This is a genomic window from Roseateles sp. (genome assembly GCF_044373315.1).
In the GTDB taxonomy this organism is placed as follows: domain Bacteria; phylum Pseudomonadota; class Gammaproteobacteria; order Burkholderiales; family Burkholderiaceae_C; genus JACDQM01.
Genome location: NZ_JBILQK010000017.1, coordinates 43,403 through 56,234, shown reverse-complemented (window position 1 = coordinate 56,234; position 12,832 = coordinate 43,403). Strand labels below are relative to the sequence as shown.

The following is a 12,832-nucleotide window of genomic DNA, read 5'->3' as shown; positions in this document are numbered from 1 at the left end:
CTGCTGAACGACAAGGCCTTCTGATTTTCGTTTCGCCCCGACCGCACACACCCATTCCTCATGTCCCTGCTCAAGATCACCCCCACTGCCCTGCCCGAAGTGCTGATCGTCGAACCCAAGGTGTTCGGCGACGCGCGCGGCTTCTTCACCGAGAGCTGGAACGAGCAGCGTTTCAACGAGGGCGTGGGCTGCGCGGTGCGCTTCGTGCAGGACAACCACTCGCGCTCGGCGCGCGGCGTGTTGCGCGGCTTGCACTTCCAGCTGCCGCCGCATGCGCAGGGCAAGCTGGTGCGCTGTGTGGCCGGCTCGGTGTTCGACGTGGCGGTGGACATGCGCAAGAGCAGCCCCAATTTCGGCCGCTGGGCCGGCGTGGAGCTGAGCGCAGAGAACCAACGCCAGCTGTGGATCCCGCCCGGCTTCGCGCACGGCTTCGTGGTGCTCAGCGAGACGGCCGACTTCCTCTACAAGACCACCGACTATTACGCCCCGCAGGCCGAGGGCTGCGTGCGCTGGGACGACCCGACCATCGGCATCGAATGGCCAGACTTCGGCGGTGCGCCGACCCTGGCCGAGAAAGACGCGAACGCGCCGCTGCTGGCGGACGCAAAGCACTTCGACTGAGTGAGCAGCGCTTGGTGATTAGCGCTTAGCGCTCAGCGCCCGCGGGCCGGGCGCAGTTGCTTCAGCTGCTCCTGCTGCTGCTCCGGGCTCGTCACACCCCGGCGTAGTCGATGAAGCCCTTGTTGATGCTGGTCAGCTTGCGCGCGAGCCGGTAGACCCCGCCGCCTTCGCGGCCCTGGCTGGCGTCGGTGTTGCCTTCGATGGTGTGCACGAAGCCGCCTTCTACACGCTCGACGAAGCCGGTGTGACCCAGGCCGCCGCCGAAATCCATGATGAAGACCATGCCCGGCGTCACCAGCGCCGGGTCGGCCACCGCGTCCTTGGCGGCAATGCGCCGCGCGCCGCGGCTCTCGGCCTTGTTCCAGTGCATCAGGCAGCCGGCGGTGCGAAGCATCGGGTTGTCCCGTTGCACGTCGCCAGCAGCCTCATCAAAGCACCAGTAGGTGAACGCGCAGCACCAGGCCAGGCCGGGCTTCACACCGGCACGCCGCAGGTACTCATCCACTTCTGGGCCGCGGTTGCTGTTCCTGGGCTGCTCGCGCACGCCGGCATCGGCGGCCTCGCCAGCCTTGCCCAGCACCGCGCCGAGGAAGGCGTCCGCCACTGCATCGCTGCGCGGCACGCGCCACTGGCCAAACAGCGCGGCCCAGGTCAGCGCGCCCACCTCGCCATCGATCTTCAACGGCTGGCCCTGCACGTCCAGATGTCGCGCCTGGAACAGCTGCACCGCCTGCTTCATGCGCGGGCCAAAGCTGGGGTTGTCCGGGTCCAGCGGCACAGCCGCGTCGCCACGCAGCACCAGGGCCTTGTTGAGCGCCGTCTTCAGCGCCTTGACGACGGCGGCATCGCCCTCGCCCAGCTTGATCGTGCGGCCTGGGTATTGCATGTCGAACTCCCTGAGCTTCAGTAGTCGAGACGCTGCACAGCGACGGCCTTGCCGGCGATGTGGCTGAGCGCCACAGCCATGATGTCCACCGCGTTGTCGAAGCAGCCATGCGAGGTGCGAAGATCCCGGGTGCCGGTGGAGACGCTGCGCGCTTCCAGCACATGCAGGTTGGCGCTCTTGGCCGGGCCCAGCGTGTTCCAGAACTTCTGCCAGCCCTTTACATCGGCCAGGCGATCGGTGGACCAGATGTCGTCCTCGGCCTTGGCCGCAGCCGCCGAGAAGCACTTCTCCATGCCCAGCAGCGGCTCCTTGTGATAGTCCTCGAAGGCTCGGCTGACGAGATACAGCAGCGACTTCTGGTAGGGCCCCACAGTGTCGTCGCGTTCGTTCTGGTCAGACAGCAGATGGATGTGCAGCTGCTGCGTGTCCAGCACGCCGGCACCGACGGCCGGTGCGTAATGCTCCAGCGCAAAGCCTGCGGTGCAGGCCGGCGCGAACAGGCGCACGCTCGCGGCCTTCAGCCCCGCCTGGCCCAGCAGACCCAGCATGGGCCCCAGCACGATGGAGCCGGCCGAGTGGCCGACCAGATGAATCTCCAGCCCCGGGCGCACTGTCTTCAGTGCCCGCAGCCGCGCCACCAGCTGGCGCACGCCGCCGTCCTGGTGCTGGCTGGCGCGCACAGCATTGGTCTTCATCTGCCCCCACATCGCGCCGCCAGGGCCCCGCAGCAGTGGCTCCAGCATGCGGTCGGTGGTCTCGGCCACGCGATCCAGGAAGCCGCGCGCGGGCGCTGCCGCGCCGCCTGCGCCCAGGCCGAACTTGGCCAGGCACTCCTCCACCAGATCAGACAAAGTCTCCAGCGGCCCTGAGCGCCAGCTGATGAAGAGCGGATAGACGCCTGCGGCCAGGCAATAGGGCGCGATGGCGCGGATGCGCGTGATCGAGGCTTCCTCGCTGTTGAGGCCGCCATGCGCATAGATCATGAGCTTGTCGCTGCGCTGCTCGGCCATCCAGGCCTGCGGCCATTCCAGCGCAGCCCGGTCCAAGGCGATCTCGCGGTTGGGTGCGGCCACATCGTTGTTGACGAGAAAGCCGCGGTCGAGCACCACCGTGTGGCGGTAGGCCTCATCGGTATCCAGCGGCATGGGCGCCTGGCCTTCGCTGCTGCGATAACGCCGGCTCAGCGCGTCCTCGGCGGCGATCAGGCCGGCCGGCCGCTCCAACGCAGCGGCCGATTCGCCAGAGCCCGAAGGCACCAGAAAGCGCGGCGAGCGCAGCACGCTCGTGCTGCTCGCGGCGCTCTTTGCGGTTCTGCCGCTGCCCTTGCGGGCGCCGGCCAGCACGGCCTGCTGGCGCGGCACACCCAGCGTCAACACCCAGGCGTCGTTGCCATGCGTGACCCAGTCCTCATAGGGCAGCAGCGCGAAGCCGAGCGAGCCCCAAGCCGGCCCCCAGGAGTTCTGCACCACGAAGCCGAACTCGTTGTAGCCCACCAGCGCAAAAGCATGGCCGCCGGGCTGCTTGGGCTCAGCCACGGCGCGGATGCGCGCCAGGTCAGCATGGCCACGCAGCTTGGTGGGCGAATGAGTGTCGATGTTCCAGCCCTCATGCACCGTGGCCGACACATACAGCGCAAAGTTCTCGCGCAAGGCCGCCTGCATGTCCACCACGGAGCGGCTGTCCACGCGGTAGTACACGCCCAGGGTGCAGGCCAGCGCGTCGACGTCCCAGTTGCGATCCGGATCATCGGGCCGCTTCGGATCTTCCTTCGGCACGCGCGGCAGCCGGTTGCCCTGGGCATCGATCTCAAAAGGCCACACGTCGCTGCGGCAGACGCCGTGCCGATGCCAGCCTTTGAGCGCGCCGCGGCAGCTCGAGCCTTCATAGTCCTCGCCGGGCCACTCGTCATACAGACGCGCCAGCTGATAGAGCATCGCCGGGCTGACGCGCCAGGGCTTGGGCGCCTGCCGGCCGAGCTCAAGATCGTGCAGGAAGAGCTGGAAGTTGATCACCGCCGCCAGGCCGAAGCCGGTGCAGGCCCCGTCCACTCCCTGATCCAGCAGCAGCCCGGCGCCGGCGTAGCGCGGCAGCCAGTTCTTCACCTCGGCATCACTGGGAGACTGCGGCGGCAGATTGCGCAGCAGCGGCCGGTAAGGCCGGTCGCGCAGATCCAGGCGATCGGGACGGGCATCCAGCGCGATCTTGTGCTGGCCGATGGCAACCGTTTTGGTAGGCATGGCGGCGGGCTCCTAGGATGGTGTGCCGAACCATCCTAGGGGCCCGCCTGCTCGACCGCATCGCACTGCTTGGGGAGGGCCGCAATGCAAACAGGCCACCGCAAGGATGGCCTGTTGACGAAGCCGCCTCAGCGGCGCCCTGCGACGCTGCGCGTCAGACCTTGTAGTAGTCGCGGTACCAGGCCACGAAGCGCTCGATACCTTGCGGCACCGGCATCGCCGGACGGAAGCCGGTCCAGGCGGCCAGCTCTTCGACATCCGCATGCGTGGCCGGCACATCGCCGTCCTGCAGCGGCATGAAGTTCTTCACCGCCTCGCGCCCCACCGCCTTCTCGATCGCCTCGATGAAGGCCATCAGCTCGATCGGGTCGTGGTTGCCGATGTTGAACACGCGGTAAGGCGCGTTCGAACGCGCCGGGTCGCTCTTGACCGCGTCGTACTCGGGGTCAGGCGTTGCCGCCCGGTCCAGCACGCGGATCACGCCTTCGGCGATGTCGTCCACATAGGTGAAGTCGCGCACCATCTTGCCGTGGTTGAACACATTGATGGGTTTGCCTTCGAGGATGGCCTTGGTGAACAGGAACAGCGCCATGTCCGGCCGGCCCCAGGGCCCATAGACCGTGAAGAAGCGCAGGCCTGTGGTCGGCAGGCCGAACAGATGGCTGTAGGTGTGCGCCATCAGCTCATTGGCCTTCTTGGTGGCGGCATACAGGCTGACCGGATGGTCGACGCTGTGGTGCTCGCTGAAGGGCATCAGCGTGTTGCCGCCGTAGACGCTGGAGCTGGACGCATAGACCAAGTGCTGGATCTTGGCGTGGCGGCAGCCTTCGAGGATGTTGGTGAAGCCCGAAACATTGCTCTCGATGTAGGCATGCGGGTTCTCCAGCGAATAGCGCACGCCGGCCTGTGCGGCCAGGTGCACCACGCGGTCGAAACCGCCTTCGGCGAACAGCTTCTCCATGCCCGCGCGGTCGGCCACGTCGAGCTTGACGAACTCGAAGCCCGGCTTGCCGGTCAGGCGCGCGAGCCGGTCGTGCTTGAGCTGCGGGTCGTAATAGTTGTTGAGATTGTCCAGGCCCACGACCTGGTCGCCGCGCGCCAGCAGGAGCTGGCTGACATGCATGCCGATGAAGCCGGCAGCGCCGGTGACGAGTACTTTCACGCAATCTCTCCGTTGTGAGTGGCGGCCAGGCCTTGCCTCGCCGCCGGGTTTCATTGTCTCGCAGGCTGCAAGCCCTGGCTGGGCCCGCCCCCCTGATTCATGGGCTGCCGCCCGGCTGCCGCGGCAGCCAGCGCTGCAACAGCTGCTCGTATTCGCCCAGGATCTTCGGCCAGGTCAGCGCCGCCTCGAAGCGCACAAGGCTGGCGGCGCGCATCTCGGCCAGCGCGGCCGGGTCCGCCAGCAGTTCGCCCAGCAAGGCCTCCAGGCCGGCGACCGAATCGAAGTAGCGCCCGCCCTCGCCCGCCACCCAGCGGTTGAAGCGGTTGTCGTGCGCGATCACTGCGTTGCCGGCACCCAGGGCCTCGACCAGCGAGGGGTTGGTGCCGCCGACCTGATGCCCGTGTACATAGGCCAGGCTGTGGAATCGCAGCGCCTGCACCACGGTCTTGTCGTAGATGGCGCCCAGAAAGCTCACCTCGTCGCTGGCGGCCGCCTTGACCGCCTGTTGATAGGCCTGCCCCGGCGCATAGTTGCCCAGCACAGCCAGCCGCACGCCACGCCGCTGGCGCGAGAAGGCGCGGACGACCTCGAGGATGGAGTTCTCCGGCTCCGGCCGCGCGATCAGGGTCAGGTATTGCCCCGGCTGCAGGCCCAGAGCCTGCACCGGCGCCGCATCGGCCGCGTCAATGCGCTCGGCGCCATAGGCGATGGTGCTGATCTTGTCGGCCCGCACCCGGCTCGCCAGATGCGCCTTGATCTCGGGATGATCGGCCACCAGATGGTCGCCCAGCCAGCAGCCAGCCCAGTCGTTGAGCCAGAACCAGCTTTTGGCCAGCGGCCCCCACTTGGCGCGCGACCACTCGATGCCGTCCATATTGATCAGGTTGGGAACGCCCTTGACGCGCAGCAGCGCGCAGAACAGCGCGGTGTTGTAGCCCAGGGTCAGGCACAGCTCGCGGTGACGCGCCGCATGCTTGGTCGCCAGCCAGTCGAACACGATGGTGCTCTTGGCGCCGTTGCCGGCCACGGGGATGCGCACCCGCTCGACACCCTGCCAGATGTCCTCCACCCAGGGGCCGCGGCCCTCTTCCTGGCAGTAGACGATGACGCGCCAGCCCTGCGCCACCAGATGCAGCGCCAGCTGCTCGGCAAAGGTCTCGAAGCCGCCATGCGCAGCCGGCACGCCGCGCGTGCCCAGAATCCGCAGCACCGGCTTCGGCTGCGCTGACTGTTCCATCAAATCCTCACTCCCAGTTCGGCATACAGCGCCAGCATCTGCTGCAGATAGCCGGCGCGGTGGAAGCGCTGCACGCCCGCGGCCCGCGCCGCCCGGCCCATCTCGGCGATGCGCGAATCCGGCGTGGCGCGGATCTCGCGCAGGCGCTCGGCCAGCGCGGCCACGTCACCGCTGGCAAAGGTCCAGCCGCTCAGCCCGGCTTCGATCATCTCGGGGATGCCGCCGATCTGCGCGCCTAGCACCGGCTTGCCGAAGGCAAAACTCTCCAGCACGCTCATCGGTGCGTTCTCATACCACTCGGACGGCAGCACCACCGCACGCGCGCCGCGGATCAGCGCGTGCAGCGCCGCGCCGCTCTGGAAACCCAGGAACCGCGCATCCACGCCCAGCTCGGCCGCCAGGCGCCGCAACGCCTCGTCCTCCGGCCCGGTGCCAGCCAGCTTCAGTGCCACGCCGGCCTGCGCGGCGGCCCGCAGCAAGGTGGCCAAGCCCTTCTCAGGCGCCAGGCGGCCAAAGTACAGCAGATAGTCGCCCGGCTCGTACTGCGGCTCGAACGCAGCCGCGTCCACGTAGTTCGGGATGTAGCAGAGCTGCTCGCGCGGCCAGCCCCATTCGACCAGCTTCTCCACATAGAAGCGGCTCGGCGCCACCACGCGCGAGACATGGCGGCGGTAGCTGTCCAGCGGGCCGCGCAGCCCATGCAGGCCGCTCTCGACCGCCACGATGGCGCTGGCGCCTAGCGAATCTCGCACGCAGCGGTGCTTGATGACGTTCAGCACCGAGCCTGTCTTGCAGCGCTCGCAGACACCGCCGGCATTGAGCATCTTGTAGGCCGGGCAGGCAATCTTCAGGTCGTGTGCGGTCAGCACAACCGGCACGCCGGCCTCGCGCAGCACCGGAAGGATGGACGGCGAGAGGTGGTGGTAGATGCAGTGCAAATGCGCCACATCGGCCGGGAAGTCCTGCAGCAGAACGCGCAGCTTGCGCTGCGCCTCGAAGGAATACACCACCTTGGCCGCCATCGCGAGCTTCTGGCGCAAGCTGTAGCTGTGGCCGAACTCCAGCTCGTCGATGAAATAGCGCGACCAGGGCGTGGCCTCGTTCTTCGGGTGCTGCATCGAGAAGAAGCCGCTGTCCCAGCCCTGGCTGGCCAGCAGCGCGGCATGGTCGAAATACACCGCGTCCGAGCCGCCACGGCGGTAGTGGTAGCTGTTGACGTTGAGCAGCTTAGGCATGGCCATCCTTCGAGTCCAGGAAGGCCTCGATGCGGGCGGCGATCACCGGCCACTGCAGGCGTTCACCCGCCGCCGCCATGCCGGCCGCCCAGCGCTGCGGTTCAGCCAGCATCTGCTGCAGTGCATCGGCAAAGCGCGGCACGAAGTCTGCACCCAGCGGCACGGTCAGGCCGGCCCTGGCCGGAATCTCCTCGGGCAGATCGCCCACCGCCGAAGCCAGCACCGGGCGCTGGAAGGCAATGGCCAGCTTGAGCACGCCGCTGGTCGTGCCTTCCTGATAGGGCAGCAGCACCAGGTCGGCGGCCGCGAAGCAGCACTCCACCTCTTCAAAGGGAATGCGGCGCGGCTGCAGCAGCACGTTTGGCAAGGCCGCGCATTCGCTGGCGAGGCGTTGCTGCTCGGCCGCGCTCAGCGAGGGCGCGCCCGCGATCAGGAAGTGCAGCGGCGAGCCCGCCTCTTTCAATTGCCGCGCCACCGCCAGCAGCTCGAACAAGCCCTTGCGTGCTTCGAGATGGCCGAAGAACAGCGCTACCGGCGTCGCAGCCGGCAGCGCGGCCAGAGCAGGCAGGCGCGCGCGCGCTGAGGTGCGGTCCAGGCCGCTGAGGCAGAACAGGTCGTAGACACCATGCGGCACGACCAGGGCCGGCGCGCGCACGCCCAAGGCGCGAGCGCCATCCAGCGCCGCGTTCGAGTGCACGATCACGCGCTCGAAGCTGCGGTAGTAGAAGCCATAGGTCCAGCGGCTCCAGGGCCGCGGCACATGCGGCAGCACATCGTGGATGGTGATCGCACAGCGCAGGCCCGCAGCACGCAGCGCGCGCACCAGCAGCCCGTCCAGTAGCGCGAACTTCAACGGCCCCTGCCACAGCGTCCACTCGGGGCGGCGGCGCAGCAGGCTGGCGGCGAAGCGCAACACGTCCAGCGGGAAATGGCGGCTGCGCCGGAACGGTGTCTCCACCGCAAAGCCCAGCGCGCGAAAGCGCGACTCCAACGACTGCGCCGTCACCAGCCGCGCCCGTGTGCCGACGGCCCGCGCCAGCGAGACCGCGTAATCGGTCAGGCCGGAGTTGCCGGTGAAGCAGATGATTTCCAGCGACTTCATCAGGCGCGCCCCGGCTCGAACTCAGCGTAGACGCGCCGCAGCAGCGCATCCCAGCGGTAGCGTGCCGCACGCGCCTGGCAGGCCGCAGCCAATCCGGGATCGGCCGCGGCGCGGTCCAGCACCTCCAGCAAGGCTTGTGCGTAACGCTCAAGCGTGGCGTCCTGATCCAACTCGGCAGCAAGGGCCGTGCCGACGCTGGCATCCACCATCACTCCCGGACCGCCGAGCGCGAAGCAGACTACCGGAAGGCCCGCCTGCAGCGCCTCCAGCACGACGAAGCCGCCCGAGTCACGCAGACTGGGGCACAGCAGCGCGTCATGACTGGCATACAAGTCCTGCACCTGGGCCTTGGGCAGCCAGCCCAGCCATTGAACGGCCTCGGCCACACCCAGCGCCGCGGCCTGAGCCTGCCAGCGCGCCAGCTCGGGGCCGTCGCCGACCACGCTGAGGCGCAGCCCGGGGCGCTGGCGCTGCGCGCGCGCAAAGGCCTCCAGGCCGTAGTCCATGCCCTTCAGACCCAGCGCGCGGCCGACAAAGAGCAGGCGCTGACCGCCGCCGCTCGTGCGCACGCCGGCGGGCGTCGGCGCACTGGCGATCGCCAATTCCACCCGCGCCTTGGCCCGCGCGAAGGCCGGCAGGCGCCGCAGATGCGCCGGCGAGGTGACATACAGACGCGTCGCCGTGCGGAAGGTCTGGCGCATCAAGGGATCGAAGCGAACGCAGGCATTGAGTGCGGTGCGCGCTGCTTCCAACCAACGCTGCTTGGCCGAAAAGCGCCGCGCATAGCCGGGCGGAATCTCATCGCCGCCAGCCACCGGGCCAAACACGAAGGGCAGACCCAGGGCGCCCAGAAAGCTGGGTTGCCGAAAGCTCACCCAGGTGACGTGGTGCACCAGATCGAAACGCTCGCCCTGCGCGAGCATTTCGCGCGCCCGCTGCAGAGCCAGCCACTGCCAGAGGTAGTAGTAGAGATGGTTCCGGCGGTTGATGCGCGCCAGCAGCGCATGCACGCGCGGTGAATCGACGTACTCGAAGCGCAGCCCGGCCAGCGTGCCGCTGCGCGCCAGCTCGGCGTCGACGGCCTCGCGATGGCTGGCACGCGTCAGCACGCAGACCTGATGGCCCTGGCGCGCGGCCTCGACGGCCCAGCGCCAGCCCACCTCCTCGTCGGAGCCGAACTGCGGATCGCAGGCGAAGGCACTCAGCAGGATCTTCACGTGCGTGGCTGTCCTGTCATGGCTGGCCCAGCAGCAGCGAGAACACCGACTGCGGCGGCACGCACACCGCACCGCCAGCGCCCAGGGCCTCGCGGCCGTTGTGCTGCTGCATGGTGAAGCGATGCTTGTCCTCGTCGCTGTTGTCGCTGCCGCGCGCATCCGCCACCAGGCGGCGCAACTGCAGCCGCTCGGCGTCTGGCACGCGGCCGTCGATGGCGGGCTTCAGCCAGTAAGCCTTGTCGCTGCGGTTCACGCCCATCAGGCTGCGCGTCGCTCCGCTGCCGCGCATGGCCACCAGGCGCAGGTCGTAGCCGCCCCCGTAGCGCGTGCCGGCCACCAGCGCGGGCTGCACCGCCACCGCATCGTCCAGCAAGGCGTCGCGCAGCACACGCAGAGCCCAGTAGGTGGGGCTGGGGTAGAGGGTGTCGGTACGGCGGTCCCACTTAATCATCTGCCAGGGGCCTTGCACGCCCAGTGCATGCCACATGGCAGCGGCCACCGTGGGCTTGGGCAGCAGCGACAGCACGAAGTCGGCCGAGGACACCCCGCCGCCCGAGCCCGAGGCCTGGTACCAGTTGTCCTCCCAGCGCCCCACAAGCGGCTGGCTGGGCCAGCGGCCATGCTCGGTCACATAGACCTGCTGGGCCGGGTTGTGGGCGCGGTAGCGCTGGGCCAGGCGGTCGATGAACTCGTTCATCACCTTGACCGAATGGCCGTCGTAGTAGGGGTGAATGGTCACGCCATCGGACAGCGCCGCGAGCTGCGCCGCGAGCTCGGTGTCGAAGCCCGCCCGCTCGCGCGTCTGGCTGCGCGCATCCCAGGGCGCGGTCTGGCCCAGCACCACGAGCTTGGCCTGCGGCTGGACTTGCCGCAACGCCTTCAGCAGCGGCAGGGCCCGGGCGCTGTATTGCGCAGCACTCCAGTTCACCGGCGACCAGTCCAGCTCGTTGCCCAGCTCATAAGACACCGCATGGCAGGGGCCAGGCTTGGCACACAGGCGCGGCGTGTGGGTCTGGATCCATTGCGCGTAGTCCAGGTTGTCGCGCAGCATCTCCTGCGGCTCCCAGACACGGCCCTGCGCGCCGTGCAGATTCAACATCCACAGCGGCTGGCCTTCCACCTGGGACATCAGGCGCAGGAATTCTTCAGGCCCCAGCTCGGCCACAGCCTGGCCGCCGGGCACATACTGCTCGCTGATGCGGCCGCGCTGCGCCAGCGGGCCGATAGCACGCCGCCACTCGAAGCTAATGCTGCCGGCCGGGTAGCGGTACATCGCGCCCTTGAAAGGCTTGAGCCATTCCACCAGCTCGGGACGGATGGCGCCCTTGCGCAGATAGCCGATCTGCGCGTCATACCAGGGCAGGTCGAAGCCGAACAGCGCTGGCGGCACGGCCGCACGCAGCAGCTCGGAGCTGCGCACCTGCACCGGCAGCACGGTGGCGTCGGCCGGGCACATGGATGGCGCGGCAGCGGCCAGCGCTGGCACCAGCGCCAACAGCGCGCCAAGCATCGGGGATCGGGTGGTGTTCTTCATTGAGCTCTAGCCTCGTCGGCCTGCCGCTGCTGCACCGCGAGGCCGAAGCACAGCGCCGTCCAGACAAACAGGCGCGGGTCCTGGAAACTCGGCGAAGCCAGCGAGTTGCCCAGGATGTAGATCATGCCGAAACCTGCCCCGCCCCAGTAGACGCGCTGCAAACCCTGGCTGCCGAGGTAGTGGCGCAAGGCATAGGCGCTCAGCAACAGGTACTGCAAGACCTGCGCAACCAGCGCAAACCAGCCGCCCTCGCCCAGCGCGTTGTGCCAGAAGATGTCCAGGAGATAGTTGTCCTCGCCAAACCACCAGTGGCGGCCGAAACCCAGGCTCAGATAGATCGACAGATCGAATTTCGCCGCGCCCGCACCGCCGTAGGTGCCGAGGCCGCTGCCGAGCGGGAAATGCTTGTTGGCCAGATAGGCCGCGCCTTCATAGAGCTGGGCCCGCGGGTGCTCGATGGCCGAATGGCGCGCGCCGCCCCACTGGGCCGCCTCCTGCACCAGGGTGTCGCCATACAGCATCCAGTAGCCAGCGGCGAGCAGGGCCACCATCGGTAGCACCAGCACCAGGCGCGATGCCAGCTGCCCGCGCCGGTTCCAGAGGTAAAGGGCCGCCAGGCTGACCAGCATCGCCGCCAGCTCACCGCGCTCACCCGAGGCCAGCAGCAGGGCAAAGTAGATCAGCGCCAGCAACAGGCCCCGGCGGCGCTGCTGCGGCAGGTTCAGGCCGCGCAGCAAGGCCATCAGCGTCATCGCTGCGGTGAAGCTGGCCAGCACGCCCGGGTGCTCATACACCCCGAAGGCCCGCGAGGGCAGCAGGCCGCCCACATCCGAGGCCGGCCCATGCGGATAGGGAAACACCTGGGTGTAGGAGCCAGGCGCACCCCATTGCCAGGCGACCAGCGCCAGCAGCGGCAACCAGGACCAGTCATTGATCCACCACAGCGGCCGGCCCGGCGACGCCAGGCGCAGCAGCGCAAAGCCGGCACCCAGCATCAGCAAGGGTTTCAGCAAAGAGAACAGCTGGTAGGCCGCCGCCAGGCCCCTGGACTGGCCGGCCACCCCGGCTGACAGCAGCATCAGGGCCAGAAACAGGCCATAACAGATCAGGGACGCGCGCAGCAGGCCGTCGCGCCCAGCCTCCCGCGCCAAGGCCAACAGACCGGTCAGACCCAGGCCCATGGCCAGGAACTGCCAGTTGTTGACCCAGTTGATACCCTTGGTCTTCAAGAGCAGCGGCAGCAGCAGGTGCAGCAGCAAGAGCGCGGCGATGCCCATCTTCAGATAGCTCAGGCGCAGCATCGCGGCGGCCATCGCGGCGACGAAAGCCAGGCTGGGCACCAGCAGCAGCATCCAGGCCCCTGAACCCGCCAGGCCGGTGAACAGGCCAATCAGCAGCAGCAAGGCGAAAAGCGCGGCCAGGCCCAAGGCGGTGGGCCATGTCTCGCGGACGCGTTCGGCTGTGAGTCTCGGCAGGGCAATCATTGCGGCATCAGGGTCAAGGCGTCGGTCGCTGGGCCGCCTTGCGGGGACGATTGTGCGGCGGCCACATGACATCGGTGCGCTGAAAAACCGGCCAGCGCACGACCAAACGTTGCCGGG

Annotated in this window: 10 protein-coding genes; 1 reads left to right on the top strand and 9 read right to left on the bottom strand. The window is 68.4% G+C overall.

Annotated features, from left to right (window positions below):
* The first annotated feature begins 60 nt into the window (after nucleotides 1–60).
* Nucleotides 61–621 (top strand): dTDP-4-dehydrorhamnose 3,5-epimerase, encoded by a 561-nt coding sequence (gene rfbC, locus ACIQ67_RS06560; RefSeq protein WP_397533559.1) that lies wholly within the window; start codon nucleotides 61–63, stop codon nucleotides 619–621.
* Nucleotides 622–712: 91 nt separating this feature from the next.
* Here rfbC and ACIQ67_RS06555 read toward each other — a convergent pair whose 3' ends face one another.
* From ACIQ67_RS06555 to ACIQ67_RS06515, 9 genes are all read right to left on the bottom strand, one after another.
* Nucleotides 713–1,507 carry a CHAP domain-containing protein gene (locus ACIQ67_RS06555; RefSeq protein ID WP_397533558.1) on the bottom strand — a complete coding sequence of 265 codons (795 nt, stop codon included), beginning with the start codon at nucleotides 1,505–1,507 and terminating at the stop codon, nucleotides 713–715.
* 17 nt (nucleotides 1,508–1,524) lie between these two features.
* Nucleotides 1,525–3,744 carry a hypothetical protein gene (locus ACIQ67_RS06550; RefSeq protein WP_397533557.1) on the bottom strand — a complete coding sequence of 740 codons (2,220 nt, stop codon included), beginning with the start codon at nucleotides 3,742–3,744 and terminating at the stop codon, nucleotides 1,525–1,527.
* Nucleotides 3,745–3,898: 154 nt separating this feature from the next.
* A complete protein-coding gene (locus ACIQ67_RS06545; RefSeq protein ID WP_397533556.1) occupies nucleotides 3,899–4,906 on the bottom strand; it encodes an NAD-dependent epimerase in 1,008 nt (335 codons plus the stop codon).
* Between the two features lie 97 nt (nucleotides 4,907–5,003).
* Entirely contained in the window at nucleotides 5,004–6,143 is a 1,140-nt protein-coding gene (locus ACIQ67_RS06540; protein WP_397533555.1) for a DUF1972 domain-containing protein, read from the bottom strand.
* The gene (locus ACIQ67_RS06535) at nucleotides 6,143–7,378 is read right to left on the bottom strand and encodes a glycosyltransferase family 4 protein (RefSeq protein ID WP_397533554.1); all 1,236 of its coding nucleotides are present in this window, start codon (nucleotides 7,376–7,378) and stop codon (nucleotides 6,143–6,145) included. The genes ACIQ67_RS06540 and ACIQ67_RS06535 overlap by 1 nt, the downstream gene beginning before the upstream one ends.
* On the bottom strand, nucleotides 7,371–8,480 hold the full coding sequence (locus tag ACIQ67_RS06530) for a glycosyltransferase family 4 protein (protein ID WP_397533553.1): 1,110 nt from the start codon (nucleotides 8,478–8,480) through the stop codon (nucleotides 7,371–7,373). Before ACIQ67_RS06530 ends, ACIQ67_RS06535 begins: the two co-directional genes overlap by 8 nt.
* Nucleotides 8,480–9,697 (bottom strand): glycosyltransferase family 4 protein, encoded by a 1,218-nt coding sequence (locus ACIQ67_RS06525; protein WP_397533552.1) that lies wholly within the window; start codon nucleotides 9,695–9,697, stop codon nucleotides 8,480–8,482. Before ACIQ67_RS06525 ends, ACIQ67_RS06530 begins: the two co-directional genes overlap by 1 nt.
* A gap of 16 nt (nucleotides 9,698–9,713) precedes the next feature.
* Entirely contained in the window at nucleotides 9,714–11,231 is a 1,518-nt protein-coding gene (locus ACIQ67_RS06520; RefSeq protein ID WP_397533551.1) for a hypothetical protein, read from the bottom strand.
* A complete protein-coding gene (locus ACIQ67_RS06515; RefSeq protein WP_397533550.1) occupies nucleotides 11,228–12,715 on the bottom strand; it encodes an O-antigen ligase family protein in 1,488 nt (495 codons plus the stop codon). The genes ACIQ67_RS06520 and ACIQ67_RS06515 overlap by 4 nt, the downstream gene beginning before the upstream one ends.
* Nucleotides 12,716–12,832: the final 117 nt, after the last annotated feature.